Source organism: Colwellia sp. 6M3 (assembly GCF_014077595.1).
GTDB lineage: Bacteria > Pseudomonadota > Gammaproteobacteria > Enterobacterales > Alteromonadaceae > Cognaticolwellia.
Genome location: NZ_JACGWF010000017.1, coordinates 26,993 through 47,247 on the forward strand (window position 1 = coordinate 26,993; position 20,255 = coordinate 47,247).

The following is a 20,255-nucleotide window of genomic DNA, read 5'->3' on the forward strand; positions in this document are numbered from 1 at the left end:
TGATTTTTAATCTGTAACTGTCTAGCTAAAATTTGACTTTTATAATGGTGGCTTGGTTGATTATTATTCGAGATATTTACTTTCGATTTATTTGATAAATATGAAGGGAAGTCGCACTTTAAAAATGCGACTGTATAAAATTTATCAATTCACAATTCACAATTCACATTTTTATTTAATTTCTATTATCGGTAACCAACGATTGGCTGGCTCTAGTTCGTCAATGTCATGCGAAGTAATGGGGGGTAATGTTATATTTTGTGGTGGCGCTGCCAAAAGATTTAAGTCAACGGCCATAGCGGTGCCAATTAATTTATCTGAGCTGAGCTTAAAATTATAATAAATACCTTGATAAAAATTAGCGCCAAATTGAGAGGCTTTTTTGTACATGAATAATAGGTCATGTGAAAGCCAACTAAAATCTGTTGTGGTGATATTTCTCGGGCTACTATATGGGTAAGCAAGGTGGCACCATAATTCAGGTCCTTCTAAGCATTTCATTTCTTTCATCGACAAAAAATAATCTTTAAATATTTGGTGTTCAATATCCATTTGATAATGAATTTTTTCTGCTTTATTTGAGAAAGTAACTGTACCGATAAAATATTTACCTCCCTTATTATCAACTAAATGTATTTTTTTTGTGCCTTGGTAAAAGTTATCCGGTTGAATAATATCGTGTTGTGTAACACAGGATAATGTAAGCAAGGCGAGAAAAAGTATGATGTATTTATGCATTTTAAAAGGCCTTTAGCGATAGTGTTTAGTTACTTTAAAGGAATTATAAAATGTGTATATAACACTTAGGGAGGATTTTTATCTTTGTTGAAGTACTAGTGTGCTGAAGTAAATAAAATGAAATGGTGCTTGTAACACCATCTCATTTGTAAAGGTATTATGAGTTTACGGCCAAATTTTCTCTACATACTCAGGGTGGTCAATAAACGGATTACGGTTACCTTGATGTAAATAAGCGGCTTCGTTTCTATCAATTTCTTTTTGACTTACTGGGTCGTTAGCGTGCCAGCGTAATAGCATATTTAGCTGCCATGTTTCGAACACTTTATTACTACTGCCGTCTAATATAGCATCGCCGTAAGTGCTATTTGTTTGCCAATTTGAAATTACATCTTGATAGCGAGTTGCCATGTAAAGTTGAGCGCGTGCTAAATCACCTTTAAATTCATCAATAGGTTCAAATACTGTGCCGTTATAACCTAATGCTGCAGTGGCTGAGCCGAGTTTACTATTGTTGGTAGAAGTGAACGTTGCACTTGCTACTTCACCATAAGGGAAGCCACTGCGCTTTGAGTTTACAAAACCATCGGTAGCAAAAATATGATGAATGTCTGAATTCATTGGCTCAATTTTTCCGCCAAACCAACTTTTAGGAAATGAATGTTCTCGATTGTAACAGTCACCTTCACCGCTATAAGAACCACATTGATTAGTCACTTTTGTATAAGTATAGCTATCGCTGCCAAAAGGTTTTTCTGAGTAAATATCTAAAATTGAACCATCGTTATCATAGTAGGTATCTAAGGCGTTATTAGCATAAAAGGTCCAAATCGCGCCATAACCTTGAGCCGTGTGGTTGTTAATTAGATTGTGTAAAGCGGTTTTTAAGCTGTAGCCAGTTTGTGTGGTAATACTTTGATAATAAGTGCCTTCATTACCGCCTGAACCACCACCAGTAGTACCTAGGGTAAAGTTTTTACTTTCTGTTTGGGTAAACGTACCGCCTGAAACAAGGGATGTACCCGAAAGTGAAATATCATACGAGCCATTGCCATAAGTACAGCATATTCCATCGCCATAGCTGTCGTTTATGGTGAAGGTATAGTCGCCATCAGCTAAACAAATATTTTCGCTGTAGCTAGTAGAGTTACTTAAGTTGCTACCACTAGCTTGCTCTACGTTGCTACTGTTAGTGATTGACCAGCTAGTTTCATAACCGTATTGATCGGTAGTTAAACTAAACGCGATATCATTACTTGAACAAGCTGAGCCACCTGTTCCTGCACTAGTGGTGGGTTCAAAATCATCAATATATACGGTTTCAGCACCATCAAACCCAGTGGAGTCATAAAAGCGTAAGCCAATCGCTATTTCTTTTGTGGTAGTTGCTGCATATGTATAGCTAACTTGTTGCCATTGATTGACTAAATTTGGGTTCGAATAGCCTCGATAGCCGTCAGCGAAAAGTCTCGCTTTTACGCCGCCTTCGGTGTGATATACCCAAACTGAAAAATCATAACTTTGCCCTGCAGTAACCGCAATATTTTGTAAAAAGTCGGTCGAGCTTTGTGTCACGGTATTAACCGTTATGGCTGCGGAGCTGGTGCCAGTTTTAATTATATTGGTATTTTGGTTAACGCTGATGCCAGAGTCAACGGTAGTCCAATTGTCGGCGCTGGCATTTGACCAGGCTTCAAAGTTGCCATTTAGTACATCTGCATTCGCTAGAAAGCTGAGGCTACTGAGTAAAGTTAGTAGTAATTTTTTATTATGTTTCAAAGAATGTTCCTTCTTTTTAATAGCTGTTACAAACGATTAATTGAAATAACCGTCTATTTATAAAAATATTTAACCAATTAGTTAAGATTTATTTTTATTGTAAAGTTTACGTTTTGTTGGTTTTTATTTACAAAATGTTACAACTTTGCTCAGGCATAGTGCCTCAAAAGTTATGTTATTAAAAGTAAATGTTGGTGGAGGAAAACGGTAATTGTGAGGTAGTTGACTAGATGGTTTGTTTTTATTGAAAAAAACAATAAAAAACCCTGATAAAAATATCAGGGTTTTGTTATCAGCATTTATCAGTTAATGACAAGCCATTTCTGATTAACCATTTTCGATTAATCAATACTGGTTAGCCATTGCTAACATCTTCAAAGTCAGCATCAATAACATCATCGTTGCTGGCTCCGTCATTTGCAGCTTCGCCTTGATGTTGCGCTTGCTCCTGTGATTGCTGCGCTTGTGTCATGCTAGTGTAAGCCTCTTGTAATGCTTTTTGTCGCATTTCAATAGCGTTTTTATCATCACCATTAACAGCCATTTTTAATTGTTCAATCAAGGTTTTAAGCTCGCCTTGTTGATCATCGCTCAAGCTAGTCATTGAAGTTTGCACGGTATGAATTAATTGATCTGCCTGGTTACGTTGCTCAACTAATTCACGCTTTTGCTTATCTTCAGTAGCATGCACTTCTGCATCGTTTACCATGCGATTAACTTCATCTTCCGTTAAACCACTTGAAGCGGTAATTTTAATGCTTTGCTCTTTACCGGTTGCCTTATCTTTTGCGGTAACATTTAAAATGCCATCGGCGTCAATATCAAAGGTAACTTCAACTTGTACTGAACCACGTGGGCCAGGGCTAATATCCGTTAAGCTAAATTGTCCTAACGATTTATTATCGGTTGCCATTTCACGTTGACCTTGCAACACATGCACAGTTACCGCAGGTTGATTGTCTTCCGCCGTTGAAAACGTTTCAGAAGCCCGAGTAGGTATTGTAGTGTTTTTATCAATAAGCTTGGTCATTACACCGCCTAAGGTTTCAATACCCAATGATAATGGTGTTACATCAAGTAATAGCACATCACCAACGGTTCCTGACAATACACCCGCTTGAATTGCTGCACCCATAGCAACAGCTTCATCAGGGTTTACATCTTTACGTGGTTCTTTTCCAAAAAAATCTTTAACCGCTGCTTGTACTTTTGGCATACGTGATTGACCACCAACCAAAATAACTTCGCTAATATCGCTTTTGCTTAAACCGGCATCTTTTAATGCTTGTTCACAAGGGGCGATAGTGCTTTTTACTAAGTCATCAACTAATGACTCTAATTTAGCGCGGGTAACTTGCACTTTTAAATGCTTAGGACCACTTGCGTCAGCCGTTACGTAAGGTAAATTTACGTCTGTTTGTAGTGCTGATGACAACTCTATTTTAGCTTTTTCAGCGGCTTCTTTAATGCGCTGTAGTGCTAAAGGATCTTGTTTGATATCAATACCACTTTCTTTTTTGAATTCATCAGCCAAGTAATTTATTAGGCGTAAATCAAAATCTTCACCTCCTAAAAAGGTATCACCATTGGTGGCTAACACTTCAAACTGTTTTTCACCGTCAATATTGGCTATTTCAATAATAGACACATCAAATGTACCACCACCTAAGTCATAAACCGCTACTTTTTGGTCGACTTTACTGTTTTTATCAACGCCATACGCTAATGCCGCAGCCGTTGGTTCGTTAATAATACGCTTAACATTAAGCCCCGCAATTTTACCCGCGTCTTTGGTTGCTTGTCGCTGTGAATCATTAAAGTAAGCAGGTACGGTAATTACCGCGTCTGTTACTGTTTCACCTAAATAAGCTTCTGCATCTTTTTTCAATTTACGTAAAATTTGAGCTGATACTTCTTGAGGTGATAAGGCTTTACCATTCACTTCAACCCAAGCATCGCCATTTTTTGCTTTAATGATTTTATAAGGCGCAAGTTTAATATCTTTTTGCACTTCTTTATCATCAAATTTACGACCAATTAGACGTTTAATGGCAAATAAAGTGTTTGCTGAGTTTGTCACCGCTTGTCTTTTTGCCGGTTGACCCGCTAATGTTTCATTGTTGGCATAAGCAACAATCGATGGTGTTGTGCGGCTACCTTCTGAGTTTTCAATAATTTTTGCAACACCAGCTTCCATAACTGCTACACAAGAGTTTGTTGTACCTAAATCAATACCAATAGTCTTAGACATAATAATCACCTATTTTTAAGAACTTCATAAAAAGGTCTGATGCTTTATGGCTATATTCCAGTAAGCAATTTGACCGTAAAAACAAACTTGTATTAATGGTTTAAAGCAAGCTGTTTGGTTAGTGGGGCTATAATACGGAAGGTGGGAAAATGCTTCTGTCACAAATATGACAGTTGTGATGACTTTTTCTTTTACATGAAGTGTAATGTTATTTTAAATATAAAAATCAATAAATTAATTGCTCTTTTTTATAAAGTTTAATCAAGTGAAGGGCAAGATTGATTTTTACTATATAGCCACAATACAGTAGAATAAAACCACATGCTTACGCTATAGTTCAAACCTTTGTACCTATGAATAAAAATGTTACGCACTTACCCCAAAAAGCCAGCCCAACATTGGTTAAACAAGCGAATATTTTTGCCGACTTACCAGCAAAATTAATTGAAGACTTTCAACAAGAGTTTCAACTTAGTGAATGGAAAAAGGGCGATTATTTTAATTCAACCTTATTAACCCAACGATTTTTTGTGGTACTTGATGGCAGCATAGAAATCAAACAAAGTAATCCTGAGACTGGCAGAGAAGCGACTGTAGATATGCTTTATGCTGGTGATTGTTTTGATTTAATGGTGCTATTAGATGATAAGCCTCATGATGTGATTGTTTCGCCATTAACAGCAGTTAAACTGTTGTCGGTAAAACTTGCCACTATGCGAGATTGGCTATGGAGTTATCCAGAATTTAATCAACAGTTTATGCCTTACTTAGCGCAAAAGATGCGCGAAAAAGAACAGCAGGCTAGCAGTTTAGTTTTACACGATGTCACCACACGTTTGAGTCGTATTATTTTAGAGCACATTAACAAAATTAAATTTTATACCGGCACAAAAGCCCATGAACATCAGCATCATTTAGTGAATGGTTTAAGCGATGAAACCTTAGCGCGGATGACTGGCTCTGTCAGGCAAGTGATTAACAAGCAATTACAGCATTGGAAAAAACAAGACATTATCGATAAAAAGCGTAATCAGCTGATTATTAAAGATTTAGAAGCCTTAGAAAAAGCTGCAAAATATACCGACTCTCTAACTAACGCACCTTTGCGTAAGCCGGAATAAATACTGTCGAAATAAAATTAAGCAGAAATATAGAGGAGTAGAGGGGTAGAGGGATAGAGGGATAGCATAAGCTGTGTATTGAAGATAAACAGCTTATGCGCAATAAAAGAAATAACACGAATTATAGTTAAAAAATTAAGCGTTAACTTTTTGCTTAGTGTCGTCACTTGTATTGTCATTTTCGCTAGTCGCTAGCGCTTTCATTGACTGATAAAGTGCCTCTTCTTCTGCGGATAAACTTTTTGGAAAAACAATTTTAAGTTTTACAAAAAAATCACCGGCAACTTTACTAGGTAGTCCTCGGCCTTTTAAACGCATTTTACTACCACTACTGATTAATTTAGGTAAGCTTAAATCAATATGGCCAGTGGGTGTGGGTACTTTTACTTTTTCACCTAACGCTGCTTGCCATGGGCTAATACTAAGTTCTGTTGTAATGTCAGCACCATCAATAACGTATAACGGATCTGGGTTAAAGCCAACTTCAAGATACAAATCGCCATTAGGTGCGCCTCCAACGCCTGCTTGTCCTTGTTTTTTCAAACGTATTTTTTGACCCGGCTTGATGCCTTTTGGAATACTGACCTTTAATGTACGATCTTTAGTTTGTGTTCTTCCTTGTTGATCAATGACTTGATCTTGTAAGGTAAAGTTTCGGGTTGCACCAGAATATGCGTCTTGCAAATCGATCAATATTTTTGCATTACTATCTTGACCTTGCATAGACCGACGACCACGAGTCGCTTGCTGAGGACCACCGAAACCGCCACCAAATAATGACTCAAAAAAATCACTAAAGTCGCCTTGGCCACCGGCATTAAAGTTACCGCCACCTTGTTGATATTGGTCTTGCCAACTAGGCGGTGGTGTAAAGCCAGATTGACCTGCTTTCCAATTACTACCAAGTTGATCATACGCTGCGCGCTTTTCTTTATCACGAAGCACTTCATAGGCTTCGTTAATATCTTTAAAACGCGTTTCAGCATCTTTTTCTTTACTAACATCGGGGTGAAACTTGCGCGCTAATTTCCGGTATGACGTTTTAATTTCATCTTGAGTCGCGGTTTTATCAACGGCCATAATTTTATAGTAGTCTTTATAATTCACACTGACCTCCTAGCTATAATTTGCTGATAATTATAGTCATTAATTTGTATATATTGCTTAATATAGTTTGCGTAGATAAAGTCGATAATGATTAATTCAATGTTTAAATCATTAACGAATAATAATTTTATAATCTTAGTATAAGTACAAGAGAAAATGAGTAATGTCAGCTATATGACACTTGAAGTAAATTATGACATGTATACAGTGAAATTTCGTGTTATTTTCAGGAGAAATAAATTTCACTTAACTTAATTGATCTTAAAAGGAAAAGCATGACTTATACATTGGAACACAACGTTGAAGAATCTAAGTATGAATTTCATATTGGAGAGCATATTGCTTATATAACTTACGATGATCAAAATGGAGATATGCATTTAACTCATACTATTGTACCAGACGCACTTGCAGGTAAAGGTTTGGCTAAAACACTTCTAGAGGCTGTACTGCAACAAATAAAAAAGGATAATAAGAAAGCCGTAGCTAAGTGTTCTTATATTGTTAATTACCAACAAAAGCACCCTGAAGCCAGTAGCTTATTTGTTTGATTGCTTTTGATAAAATACCATTTTAGTGATTAGTTCAGCCTTGAAGAGTTGCATTTAAGATTATATTGGCCGTTTTTATATTATTGAAAATAGCTAAAGCTACTGATTAATAATACTTTCAGGGGTTGGGTGCTTTTAGATTAATTAACATGCAATTGTGCATGTATATAAGTGAATGTTATATAACTAGCCAGATTGATAGCGCCATCGAAACTTAGTTGTTAATACAAACTTTAAACCTTAAAACTTAAACCTAAAATTAGAAGTTAGAAGTTAGAGATTAAACTTAATTGAATTAAAAATTCGCTCACCTTTTTCTCGTTGCAAAGACCCTTTAAACTCGATCAACATAGAAAATCGCATATTATCTGAGACATGTGGGATAGTAAGTGCCATTTTATTTTTAACTATGAGTATTGTGCCTTTATGGCCATTAACTACTACCGGCTTTTTGACTGCCGACGTCAGTTCGGTAAATGTTGATGAATATAGACCTAAATCATAATATAAAGTTAAATGCTCATTCTCTAATTGCCCCGCAAGCGAATCTATCATTTGTACATTGGTGGGTTTTAAACTGGTAGGACGGTCAAAACACAGTTGGATATTTGGACAAAACTCAAGCCAATTATCAACTTGCTTTGTACTATGGCTGTTTGCTGAACTTATAAATAATAAACTAAGCAAAGCGGTGAATAAAACGGATTTACTAAGTCGCATAATAGCTCCATTAGTTAAAAAACCTACATTAATTAAAGTGCAGGTTTTAATGTTATTTATCTGAAAGAATAAAAGCTATTTTTTGATGTTTTTTCTAACTAAAAAACCAACAGAAAGTAGTAATAAAACCAATGTGCTTGGTTCAGGTACAGGCGTACTAGCTTTAGCGACAATCAGCACAGGGTTAATATCAATCCAAAAGCCTTGGCCATCGGTTTGCACTAAAGAGCTTGTGCGAATAGTGGAAACTTCACCAGTAGTTAACGTGGTGTTGTTATTTAGCGAAGGGTTCATAAGAAAACTGCCGGTTAGATGAGCCAAGCCTAAGTTATGACCTAATTCATGTGCCAACAACTCGCCACCAAACCTGCCCGATGCGAATGACGATTCTACGACAAAATCATTTCCTGGAAGCTCACCGCAGCCAACGATACCAGCATTTATTGTGCCACCACAGGCACTGATGGTATCAATAAAATAAAAGTTTACGATATTTAGTGCGCCAATATGCAGGTTAAATAGTTGCGAAACCTCTGCATTACTGGTGATATTTAATAGGCTTGGGGCTATTATTTCTGAAGCCACACCAATACGTATATCGATTGGATTATTGCCAAAACTAGCTTGGGAAAATATAGCATCGAGTGCTAATTCATTGGTGGTAATAAAACCAGCTTTGGCTTGAGCAGCAACCAAAAAGCCAAATGTTAAAAGCAACATCTTAAATGCTTTCATCAATATTCCTTAATAAAATAAAATAAAATAAAATAAAATAAAATAAAATAAAACCAGTTAGTCAATTTCACGTTAACTTGTAACTGTTAATTATAGGCAATGTAAGAACGAACTGCTCCATAATACTTTTATAAATTAAAGTGGCAAACTCATTTTAATTGAGAATAGATAATATGGCAGAGCAGAGGACTATTGCTAGATTTTACACTATTTAACTTTATGAGCGAAGTTAATCCAGTTAATCCAGTTAATCCGGTATAGCTCAATTAACGATACTAACTACCATTAAACCCGCTTCAATGACTAGTGCCTATATACCTAACTGCCTATCAATCCAATTGTTCCTTAGCTAGTTAGCTGTATTTATTCTATGTATTTAAGCAAATGGCTATGAGATAAACCAAGAAGCTAGTGATGATAAAATAATCAATTAAAAGTAAAGTTTCGGTGGGGATCAGAGCGTTATTACTGTATAATGCGCGGCTTTATTATGGTGACTGAGCGTAGGGTTGATATTAATCCTGCTTGGCTACAGCAATTACAGTATTAACTATCACTTAAAACACTGGGCTAGCACTTGCCAGTTAATGGCTTTAGTTAACACAAAATAGGATTACCTTTTGATCACTACATCGAACATTACCATGCAATTTGGCGCAGAGCCGTTATTTGAAAATATTTCGGCTAAATTTGGCAACGGTCACCGTTACGGTTTGATTGGTGCAAATGGCTGTGGCAAGTCTACATTTATGAAAATACTAAGTGGTGACTTAGTCCCAAGCTCAGGTAATGTGTCGGTTAGTACAGGTAACAAAGTCAGCACTTTGGGCCAAGATCAGTTCGCTTTTGAAGCACATAATGTAATTGATACTGTGATCATGGGCGATATGCCGCTTTGGAAAGTTAAGCAAGAAAGAGATGCTATTTACGCTCAAGCTGAAATGAGCGAAGCCGATGGTATGCGCGTTGGCGATTTAGAAAGCGAATTTGCAGAAATGGACGGTTACACTGCAGAAAGTCGTGCTGGTGAAATATTATTAGAAGCGGGTATTGATGAGTCTTTTCATTACGGTTCTATGCAGCAAGTTGCGCCAGGTTGGAAGTTGCGTGTACTACTAGCACAGGCTTTGTTCGCTAATCCTGATATTTTATTACTTGATGAGCCGACCAACAACTTGGATATTCATACCATTAGTTGGTTAGAAGGCGAATTGAACAAGCGTAAATGCACCATGATCATCATTTCGCATGATAGACATTTTCTTAACTCTGTATGTACACATATGGCTGATATTGATTACGGTGAATTACGCATTTATCCAGGTAACTACGAGTTTTACTTAGCTCAATCTGGCTTGTTACGTGAGCAACTATTAGCGGGAAATGATAAAAAAGTAGCTGAAATTGCTGAACTACAAGACTTTGTAAACCGTTTTGGTGCGAATGCTTCAAAAGCAAAACAAGCAAGTTCGCGTGCTAAGAAAATGGATAAAATTAAACTCGATGATGTAAAGTCATCAAGCCGTATAACCCCAAAAATTGCTTTTTCTCCCGGCAAAAAAATGCACCGCCAAGCATTAGAACTTGAAAATCTAAGTCATGGTTTTGATGGCAGTGTATTATTTGAAAAAGGCGACTTATTATTAGAAGCTGGTGCTAAGTTAGCTATTATTGGCGAAAATGGTGTAGGTAAAACGACCTTGTTACGCTGTTTAATGAGCGAGTTAGATCATCTTGAGGGTGTTGTTAAGTGGTCTGAAAATGCTTCTGTTGGATATTGTCCACAAGATAGCGGTTCATTTTTTGATAATGACTTAACGTTAATGGAATGGATGTCACAATGGCGTAGACCTTGTCATAACGATTTAAGCGTTCGTGGCATGTTAGGTCGTATGTTATTTACTGATGACGATGCGAATAAAAAAGCGCGTAACTGCTCAGGTGGTGAAAAGAACCGTTTGTTATTTGGCATGTTAATGATGGCTGATATCAATGTATTGATTATGGATGAGCCAACCAACCACATGGATATTGAAGCTATTGATGCACTAAATAATGCGTTAAAAGACTTTGAAGGTACGTTAATTTTTGTTAGCCATGACCGCGAGTTTGTTTCTAGCTTAGCGACACGTATTATCGACATTAAAGATAAAAAATTAATTGATTTTCAAGGCTCATTAGATGAATACCTTGATAGTCAAGCGCAAATGAAAAAAATAGCGTAGAGTCAAAATATTTAATATTTATTAAAAGAGCTAAATAATTATCAAAGCGAACCACTTAGGTTCGCTTTTTTTATGTCTAGTCGTTAGGGCGATTTAGGTAAATATAAGTCAGCCTATATGCCAACCGTTTTACTGTACTGGCAGGTTTTTAGAAATGCACAAAGTAAGCAAGAGCGACTTTTTAGCAAAAAGCTATTTAAGGGCTAAAATATTTTCAACCGAATCAGAACTAGATTCAGAAAAATGATAGTAAAGGAACTGTTAGGGCAAGTTTTAAACAGAATGCCTGACACTTGGTTAGATAATTTAGATAATTTAGATAAGACAATAGCAGACCACTTGGCTGAGCATTAACTGCATAAACTGTAAGGTTTGAAGTTAGCCATTACAGGCAACAGCTAAATTAGCTCGGTAATTTGTTATATAAACAATTGGGAGCGAAAGCTAACGCTTATGCAGACACATAATGCTATTATGACGCATATTTCATTTATTAGATTATCGCCTAAATGTTAGTTTTCCTTTTTAAATTATTCATATATTGAACACAACTCCCGTAGTTAATCTTGCTAATGATCCCGCATTATTTGAATCGCTCTTTGAGTTTATCGCACATGACATTATTGATAAGGGCTACAGTATTCGCCCATATGCCTTACCTGAAAACTTAACGTCTTTGTTAGCAAGGCATATTACGGAAATGCCCGAGTCAAACTTTAAACGTGCAGGTATTGGTCGAGCAAAAGATCATGTTATTAATGACTTTATTCGAACAGATGAAATTTGTTGGATAACCGGTAACAGTGAAGCAGGCTCTACTTGGATAGATTGGGCTGCAGGGTTACAACGTTATTTGAACAAACGCTTATTTTTGGGGTTATTTTCCTTTGAAAGTCACTTTTCTCATTATGCTAAAGGCGATTTTTATAAAAAGCATAAGGATGCATTTAAGGGCGAGGGGAATCGAGTGTTATCTGTGGTGGTGTATCTTAATCAAAACTGGACTGGGGATGATGGCGGTGAACTTGTTCTTTATCCTGAAACAAAAGCAAAGGGTTCATTAATTGATAACAGTAAAATATCAATAACACCAAGTTTTGGCACTATTGTGGTATTTTTAAGTGAAGAATTTCCACATGAGGTGTTACCTGCGACACGAGACAGATATGCCATTGCAGGTTGGTTTCGTTTAAACACCAGTATTGCTAATAATATTGATCCACCTTGTTAAAGTTAAGTTGATAAAGCGCATTTAAGATTAAGGAAATACATTGTCAAAAAAGTTGATTAAAAAGCTTCATGTTATGCGCGATCTAACCGACATTAACCTAGAGTTAGAGCCACTTAAGGCATTAGCCGACCGAGAGCTTGCATCTATTTATGGCTTAACAGGTATGGTTTACACTCCACATATAGATGCTTATATGCAGGTTTGTTTAAAGAAATCTGAGGCATTAGCCTGCTTAAAAGTGCAAGGCTATTTACCTTTATCTGAAGTTGAAATAATTACGACAGCATTAGATATGCTGCATAAAGGCGCAAGAAATAATACGGTATTTGAGTATCAAGGTAATGAATACAAACGCCGTTATTCGCCATTAAAGCTCAGTAAGTCGGGTAAAAATGTACAAAAATGGGCTAAATTTTGGTTGTTACAATTACCTAACGGTAAAGTAGATCCAAATTGGGAAAGAGAAGTTCGAGAAATTTGGCCTAGTTACTTTCTCATTAGAACTATTGAAATGTAACTAGTACTCGTATTTTGAGTAATTGAGTAGAAAAACTAATGGATATTGAGCAAGTAATTGATAACAGTTAGCAGACTCAGTTCTTACCCTGTAGTTGATATATTCAAAAAAAACGACAGACATAAAGATAAACATTATATCTGTCGCTTCGTTATTTACGCGTTAACATCAACAACAACACGTCCGGTTATTTCACCATTTAATAATTTTTCAGCAATAGCAGTAGCTTCATCTAATCCTACCGTTGTAGAGATTTGCTCTATTTTGTCTGCTAGCTTTGTCTGTTCAAGGCGACTCCAGGCTTCTAATCTGTCTTCTTGAGAACGCATAACACTATCTATGCCTAACAACGAAACGCCTCTTAAGATAAAAGGTGCTACCGTTGAAGGAAAGTCCATACCTTGTGCTAAGCCACATGCGGCAACACAGCCACCATAATTTATGCTGGCACAAACATTTGCGAGTGTTGTGCTACCAACAGAATCAATGGCAGCAGCCCAGCGTTCAGGCATTAGTGGTTTTCCAGGTGCTGATAATTCAGCACGGTCAATAATTTCCTTGGCGCCTAATTTTTTCAAATACGCAGCTTGTTCGTCGCTGCCAGTTGATGCCGTAATGCTATAGCCTAATTCAGCAAGAATTCTAATTGCAAAACTACCAACTCCGCCGGTGGCGCCAGTCACTAAAATATTACCACTTTCTGGTGTAATACCGTGGTTTTCTAATGCAATAACACATAGCATGGCTGTATAGCCTGCGGTTCCAATAGCCATTGCATTATATGGTGTTATGGTTTCTGGTAATGGAATAAGAAATTCGCTTTTAATTCGCGCTTTTTGAGATAAGCCACCTAGATATTTTTCACCAACACCAAAGCCATTTAACAAAACATGATCACCAATGTTAAATTTATCATTGTCACATTGTTCCACAACACCGACTAAGTCGATGCCCGGTATCATCGGGAAACGTCTAATTACCGGCGCTTTACCCGTAATAGCTAAAGCATCTTTATAGTTAATTGTGCTATATAACACTTTAATTAGTACATTACCGTCAGTTAAGCTATCTTCAGAAAGCTCTTCAATGCTTGTGTGATAGCCTTGGCTATCATTTTTATTAATGACTAAACTCTTAAACATGTTTTTCTCCGGTGCAGATTGATTGTCTGTATACAATAAAATTATTTTGCTATTAATTGTAGAAAAGTATCGATAAAACCATCGATGGGCGCTAGATTTTGTGTCAATTTACTTTTAGCGATCGCGCCTTCCCAGCCTAACCAAAAAAAGCTTGCTAAGGCTTTGCAATCAAGGGAAGCAGAGATCGCTTTTTCTTGTTGTGCTAATTGTAGACAAGAAGTCATTTTTTGCTGCCAATCATCAAATGTAGTTAATAGTTGCTGTCGATGACTTTCTGGCAATAAGGTAACTTCTTGCTCGAGGTTACCTATTAAACAGCCGCGTTTAAAATTGTATCGTGACATACCTTCTTTAGCGTCGTTAGCAAAGTTAACTATGCGCACTAATGGCTTACTGGCTTCATTAAGTAGATGTATATCTAATTTTTTAGCAAAGTAGCGGCTATATTCATCAATTACCGCAAGTCCAAAAGCTTCTTTACTTGAAAAATAATGATAGAAAGAGCCTTTAGGCACAGAAACTTTTTTTAAGATCAGATCAATTCCTGATGAAGCAAAGCCAAATTCAGTAAAATACTCTACACCACTTTGTATAAGTAGTTGCTTAGTTTGGTTGCTATCTCGGCCTGATTTAGCAGGCCTGCCACGCTTTGGTGAAATATTATCTTTGTTCATCTTTATATATTAGACCGATCGTCTATTAAAAAGCAATATTTAATTAAAAGCCTTATTTTTAACGTTTGTGTTGAACTTGGTTAACGGGCAATGGGGGAGTTAAGCAATCATGAGTTGTCGCAGATTTATCTCGCCTTGACTCATTTCTTGCTCGTGGACTGCTATTTGTTATATCTTTAGTTATTGTGTTGGCTATTAAGTAACTTATCTACAATGAAAATAACAGTGGAAAATCATGAGGAAAGTACACTTGAACTAGGCCCTCAGGCATTTTCCAAGCAGAGCCATCAGTTTTGGACATTACAAATTACCGGCTGGTTAGGTTATGCCGTAGTAGTGTTTCTAGCAATTATTCGACCGCAAATTGGTCTTGAAGGCTTTAATTTCTCTGGCCAAATGATAAATTTAGTGCTCGAAACGCTCAGTGGTTTTCTTCTATCTTATCTACAGTGGCAACTCATTCGAAAAATTGTGCATTTGCCACTTAGAAAAACCTTGTTTTTAAGTTTTGCTTCTGCGGCTTCCCTTGGGCTGCTATTTAATGTGCTTAAGTTAAGTTTTTTTAAAATGTTGGTTTACCAGCAACAGTGGAATGAAGCTTGGAATACCTTAGAGTTTGGTGGCTGGTTAATGTTTTCATTAACTACCATGTTTGTTTGGACTTCAATTTATTTTATTATGCTTTATAACACTAAATTGCAAGGCGAGCATGAGATGTTATTGCGCGCACAAACAGCGACTAAAGATGCACAACTGCAAATGCTAAGGTATCAACTTAATCCTCATTTCATGTTTAACACCATGAACGCTATTTCAACATTAATTTACAAAAATGAAAATGAAACTGCTAATGAAATGCTTGATAAACTGTGTGAGTTTTTCCGTTATTCGTTAGATAAAAATGACAAAAGTAAAACCAGTTTACAAAAAGAGCTAGAGTTAATTGAGCTTTATTTATCAATTGAAAAAGTAAGGTTTGGCGATCGTTTGAAAGTAGAAATAGATGTATGCAGAACAGCATTAGCTTGCCAAGTTCCTTGTATGTTGTTACAACCTTTAGTAGAAAACGCCATTAAATACGCGATTGAATTAAGAAAGTCTGGCGGTAAAATTTGTATCAGTGCCAAAAAGTCTCATGATCGTTTATTGCTAAAAGTTATCGATAATGGTCAAGAAAGCCAAGGCAAAGTTAGTGATGGCTTCGGCATCGGCTTGAGCAATACTAAAGCTAGGCTAAGTGCGATGTTTAATGGTGATTTTGAAGTAAATATTTCTGATACTACCGAGGGCGGTACTATGGTTGCTATATCTATTCCATTTGAGAAAAACATTTAACATATGATAAATAAACCGCTAACTGCAATTATTGTTGATGACGAGCCACTTGCGCTAGAAGGCTTGAGGTTAAGGTTGGAAAAAATACCTGAAATTGAGGTGATCGCAGAGGCTAGCGATGGCGATCAAGCCATTCATTTGTGTCAAACCCTTTGTCCTGATGTGCTTTTTTTAGATTTACGTTTACCCGGTTTAAATGGTATTGAAGTAGTACAAGCATTGCAATCTGATGTTTTGCCTATGGTTGTTTTTGTTAGTGCTTATGGTGAATATGCATTAGAAGCATTTGAACTTAATGCGATTGACTATGTGCTAAAGCCAGCCAATTTAGGACGCTTGCAAAAAACAGTAGAACGTATAATGCAACGGGTTAAACCTGAAGACTCTAGTAATGAAAAGTTTAAACTCTTACGTGCCTTAGGTAAAACCTCAGGTATCGCAGTCAGTGAGTTAGAAAACTGGCTAGCAACAGACTTACCTTTACCTACGCTTTTTAACCAAGAGTTAGTGATTAAAAACAGCGATCATGAAAAAGTTTTTTTACCGATAAATGATATTCGTTGGATTGATGCCGCAGGCGATTATATGTGTGTTCATACACTTAAAGAGACACATGTTGTGCGAATAACCATGAAAAAGTTGGTAACTCAGCTCGACCCTAAAGTATTTTCTCGAATTCATAAATCTACCTTAGTAAATGTTAACTGTATTAAGAGTATTAAGCCCTTGCGTAATAGTGAAAGTATTCTTGATTTAGGTGACGATGTGCAATTAAAAGTCAGTCGAAATTACAGCTCTAGTATTCAACAAATTGTTGAATCTAAACAACTGTAACCACTTGTCGTATTTTTGTTTCGTCTTGTCCCGTTTTTAACGTTAAAACCTTCTATGCCGCATGCTATAACCACTATGGCGCATTTCGTTTGTAACTATTTGTAATTTGAATCAGTATGATTTCAGGGGGTAGTCTGTAATTGTTATGCAAATAGCATTATGGCTGCCGAGCTATGTTACTAATGAATTCGTATCAGATAATATAATTACAATCATACGAGTTTTTTAGTACAACAAAAATAGTTGGGTAATTGGAAAACAAATTATGTTAAAAACTGCAAAAAATATAACACAGTTGTTTGCTTTGCTATCAACCATCACCTTAGTAGGTTGTGGTGGTAGTAGTGCTGAAACTGAAACAAAACCGGATAAAATAGATCCGCAACAACCCGTCAGTGATTGGGCTATGGTGTGGAGTGACGAATTTGATGGCGAGGCTATCAATGCGCAAAACTGGACACATGAAGTTAACTGTGCCGGTGGTGGTAACCAAGAAAAGCAATGTTACACCGATAGCGCAGAAAACTCATTCATACAAGATGGCATGTTAAACCTTGTTGCTTTACCTGCTGAAGATGGCGCTGCATTACCTTACACATCAGCAAGAATGATCACGCGTTATAAAACAGACTTTAAATATGGTCGAGTTGAAATGCGCGCTAAAGTGCCTTCAGGGCAGGGTAGTTGGCCAGCATTTTGGATGATGCCAACAGATGAAGAATATGGCGAATGGCCACGTTCGGGTGAAATCGATATTTTTGAATCGGTTAACTTAGGTGCTGCTAGAGAAGATGGCACCGCAGAAAATAATATTTACGGTACCATTCATTATGGTAAAAGCTGGCCGGACAATTCATCATCAGGCAAAGCCTATAGCTTAGCTGATGGTGTTAGCCCAGCAGATGACTTTCATACTTATGCCATAGAGTGGCAAGAAGGTGAAATTCGTTGGTATATGGATGGTTATTTATATGCAACACAGCGCCAATCAAAAGTGCGTTACAACAGTAAAGATGAAGCGGTTGGCCTAGCGCATAAAGGTTGGTTCACAGAATACTTCGATCAAGTCTCTGGTGAACTTAAAACCCATTGGGACACGGCACCATTTGATAAAGAATTTTATTTAATTCTTAATTTTGCTGTTGGTGGTAGTTGGCCTGAAAACGTCAACGAATTAGGTGTTGATGCAACGGCCTTTCATGCTGATAACAAGTTTGAAGTTGATTACGTAAGAGTTTATCAATGTCAGTCTGACCCTGAAACTGGTAAAGGCTGTGAAACAGTAAGACCTGGCTACGATAGCTTTGATGATGCTCTTGTTGAAGGTAAAGCACCCGTGCCATTACCACCAAGTGACGGTGTTGCTAAAAATATCGCTATTTTTGATGGTTCTTTAGAGGCTAACTGGACTGCATGGGATTGTTGTGGCGGTACAACACCTGCAATTATTGCTGATGCTGACAAAGGCGACGTAGTTCAATTTAATATCAATGACAATAACGGTACAGTGTTAGGATTTTCAACCAGAGATGGCCATTTTCCTGCTGACTTTACCGGTGTTTCAGCTCCATTCGATGCATCTCCATTACTCGACCTAAACGGCACATTGTCATTTGAAATGAAAGTCGTGACTGCTCCTACATCGGCTACTACATGGTTACTTAAAGCAGAAGCGGGTGACGGCGGACCTAATACAGGCGATGTTGCGCTTAATACCAGTGTTGAAGGTTTAGACCCAGTTGTAGGCCAATGGCAAACTTATACTTTCTCATTAGCTACGCTAGAAGAAAAAGGCTTAGACCTGAGTGCGATTGATGTTTTGATGGTTTTCCCTGCTTGGCAAACGGGTGAAGGTGCTGAGTATTTAATTACCAACATGAAAATTGAAGGTGATGTAGGTGCTTCTCCTGAGCTTGTTATTTTCACTGATAACGAAAACCCAAGCTGGCCAATGTGGGATTGTTGTGGTGGTTCTACCCCAACAGTTGAACTAGATGATGACGCACACGGTAACGTAGCTGAGTTTTCAATCGGTGCTGAACCAACGGTTATGGGCTTCATTTCACGCACAGATAACACCGATACTCCGGCGCCATTTGACGCGTCTGCCATTATTTCTAATGGTGTTATTCAATTCGATATGAAAGTTGTGGCTATGCCAAACGATGCAAGTGCTTCTTGGGTATTCAAAGTAGAATCTGATAACAATACTTCAGCAATTGAATTACCTTTATCGAGCAGCGTTGAAGGGGTAACTCCTGTTGCTGGTCAATGGCAAACTTATACCTTTAACATAGCTGATTTAGCTAATGCTGATTTAAATGTTAGTGCTATCGATGTCATTATGATATTCCCTGCTTGGAGCACTGGTGAAGGTGCGGTTTACCGTGTTGATAATGCCAAAATTTATGATCCAAGTGCCTCAACGGGTTTTAATGGTCACGTGTTATTCGCCGATGCTGCTAAAGAACAGTGGAGCATTTGGGATTGTTGTGGTGGCTCTACACCAACACTTGAAAATGACGATACTGAACATGGTATGACCGCTGAATTTGTTATTGGCGCTGCGCCTACCGTTATGGGCTTACTTGCTGACGATGATGTTTATTTAGATGCTGCAAGTTTACTAAGTAATGGTGTTGTGCAATTTGAAATGAAAGTGCTTAGTGCACCAAATGATGCAAGTGCTGTGTGGAAATTTAAAATTGAAGCCGGTGATACTACCTCTGCTGTTGAGTTTGATTTAAGCGCAAGCAACGAGGGGCAAGCTCCAGTGGTTGGCCAATGGCAAACCTATACTTATTCACTTCAAAGCTTATTTGATGGCGGTTTAGATTTAAGTGCGATTGACGTTCTTATGGTGTTCCCAGCATGGGGCACAGGTGAAGGCGTAGTGTATCGCTTAGATAACGTCATGATCTATGATCCTGCCAGTGTTCCTGCACCACAAGGACTAACCTTGTATGACAATGCTCAAAACGCTGAATGGCCTATTTGGGATTGTTGTGGTGGTTCAACGCCAACAGAAGAAAATGATGATGCTGACCACGGCATGGTAGCGGAGTTTGCTATCGGTGCCACGCCAACTGTAATGGGGTTTTTAGCTAATGATGATGTTTATTTTGATGCTAGTTCCATACAGCAAAATGGTGTTGTTAAGTTTGATATGAAAGTGGTTAGTGCCCCAAATGACGCCTCTTCAACTTGGTTATTTAAAATAGAAGCCGGCGATACAACCTCTGCTGTTGAAATGAATTTAACCGATAGTTTAGAAGGAGCTGCGCCAGTTGTGGGT

General features: G+C 37.5%; 15 protein-coding genes and 1 pseudogene. 8 read left to right on the plus strand and 8 right to left on the minus strand.

Annotated elements, in window-relative coordinates; all coding sequences use genetic code 11:
- Window positions 1-171: 171 nt before the first annotated feature.
- From H4J50_RS05760 to dnaK, 3 genes are all read right to left on the minus strand, one after another.
- On the minus strand, window positions 172-738 hold the full coding sequence (locus tag H4J50_RS05760; RefSeq protein WP_182255017.1) for a hypothetical protein: 567 nt from the start codon (window positions 736-738) through the stop codon (window positions 172-174).
- A gap of 165 nt (window positions 739-903) precedes the next feature.
- Entirely contained in the window at window positions 904-2,517 is a 1,614-nt protein-coding gene (locus H4J50_RS05765; protein ID WP_182255019.1) for an endonuclease, read from the minus strand.
- 355 nt (window positions 2,518-2,872) lie between these two features.
- Entirely contained in the window at window positions 2,873-4,768 is a 1,896-nt protein-coding gene (gene dnaK, locus H4J50_RS05770; RefSeq protein WP_182255021.1) for a molecular chaperone DnaK, read from the minus strand.
- A 353-nt stretch (window positions 4,769-5,121) separates the two neighbouring features.
- Here dnaK and H4J50_RS05775 point away from each other — a divergent pair, with 353 nt between their 5' ends.
- The gene (locus H4J50_RS05775) at window positions 5,122-5,889 is read left to right on the plus strand and encodes a Crp/Fnr family transcriptional regulator (RefSeq protein ID WP_108455442.1); all 768 of its coding nucleotides are present in this window, start codon (window positions 5,122-5,124) and stop codon (window positions 5,887-5,889) included.
- Window positions 5,890-6,024: 135 nt separating this feature from the next.
- On the opposite strand, the gene H4J50_RS19840 is transcribed toward H4J50_RS05775, so the two are convergent.
- On the minus strand, window positions 6,025-6,996 hold the full coding sequence (locus H4J50_RS19840; protein ID WP_182255023.1) for a DnaJ C-terminal domain-containing protein: 972 nt from the start codon (window positions 6,994-6,996) through the stop codon (window positions 6,025-6,027).
- 275 nt (window positions 6,997-7,271) lie between these two features.
- On the opposite strand from H4J50_RS19840, the gene H4J50_RS05785 reads away from it, so the two are divergent.
- Complete coding sequence (locus tag H4J50_RS05785) at window positions 7,272-7,547, plus strand: GNAT family N-acetyltransferase (RefSeq protein ID WP_182255025.1); 276 nt, start codon at window positions 7,272-7,274, stop codon at window positions 7,545-7,547.
- Window positions 7,548-7,820: 273 nt separating this feature from the next.
- Here the strand turns inward: H4J50_RS05785 and H4J50_RS05790 are convergent, their stop codons facing one another.
- On the minus strand, window positions 7,821-8,267 hold the full coding sequence (locus H4J50_RS05790; RefSeq protein ID WP_182255027.1) for a hypothetical protein: 447 nt from the start codon (window positions 8,265-8,267) through the stop codon (window positions 7,821-7,823).
- Between the two features lie 75 nt (window positions 8,268-8,342).
- Window positions 8,343-9,002 (minus strand): PEP-CTERM sorting domain-containing protein, encoded by a 660-nt coding sequence (locus H4J50_RS05795; RefSeq protein WP_182255029.1) that lies wholly within the window; start codon window positions 9,000-9,002, stop codon window positions 8,343-8,345.
- Between the two features lie 620 nt (window positions 9,003-9,622).
- On the opposite strand from H4J50_RS05795, the gene H4J50_RS05800 reads away from it, so the two are divergent.
- From H4J50_RS05800 to H4J50_RS05810, 3 genes are all read left to right on the plus strand, one after another.
- Window positions 9,623-11,227: an ABC-F family ATPase gene (locus H4J50_RS05800; RefSeq protein WP_182255031.1), complete on the plus strand. Its 1,605-nt coding sequence runs from the start codon at window positions 9,623-9,625 to the stop codon at window positions 11,225-11,227.
- 541 nt (window positions 11,228-11,768) lie between these two features.
- Window positions 11,769-12,458 (plus strand): 2OG-Fe(II) oxygenase, encoded by a 690-nt coding sequence (locus H4J50_RS05805; protein ID WP_182255033.1) that lies wholly within the window; start codon window positions 11,769-11,771, stop codon window positions 12,456-12,458.
- 40 nt (window positions 12,459-12,498) lie between these two features.
- A complete protein-coding gene (locus H4J50_RS05810) occupies window positions 12,499-12,975 on the plus strand; it encodes a hypothetical protein (RefSeq protein WP_259366171.1) in 477 nt (158 codons plus the stop codon).
- 155 nt (window positions 12,976-13,130) lie between these two features.
- Here the strand turns inward: H4J50_RS05810 and H4J50_RS05815 are convergent, their stop codons facing one another.
- Window positions 13,131-14,117, minus strand: coding sequence for an MDR family oxidoreductase (locus tag H4J50_RS05815; protein ID WP_108455449.1), 987 nt, complete (start codon window positions 14,115-14,117; stop codon window positions 13,131-13,133).
- Between the two features lie 41 nt (window positions 14,118-14,158).
- A complete protein-coding gene (locus H4J50_RS05820) occupies window positions 14,159-14,791 on the minus strand; it encodes a TetR/AcrR family transcriptional regulator (RefSeq protein WP_108455450.1) in 633 nt (210 codons plus the stop codon).
- A 213-nt stretch (window positions 14,792-15,004) separates the two neighbouring features.
- On the opposite strand from H4J50_RS05820, the gene H4J50_RS05825 reads away from it, so the two are divergent.
- The 3 genes and pseudogenes from H4J50_RS05825 to H4J50_RS05835 all read left to right on the plus strand — a co-directional run.
- Window positions 15,005-16,126 carry a sensor histidine kinase gene (locus H4J50_RS05825; protein WP_182255035.1) on the plus strand — a complete coding sequence of 374 codons (1,122 nt, stop codon included), beginning with the start codon at window positions 15,005-15,007 and terminating at the stop codon, window positions 16,124-16,126.
- Window positions 16,127-16,129: 3 nt separating this feature from the next.
- The gene (locus H4J50_RS05830; RefSeq protein WP_182255037.1) at window positions 16,130-16,960 is read left to right on the plus strand and encodes a LytTR family DNA-binding domain-containing protein; all 831 of its coding nucleotides are present in this window, start codon (window positions 16,130-16,132) and stop codon (window positions 16,958-16,960) included.
- A 265-nt stretch (window positions 16,961-17,225) separates the two neighbouring features.
- Window positions 17,226-19,889, plus strand: a pseudogene (locus H4J50_RS05835) (family 16 glycosylhydrolase); the annotation flags it as partial.
- Window positions 19,890-20,255: the final 366 nt, after the last annotated feature.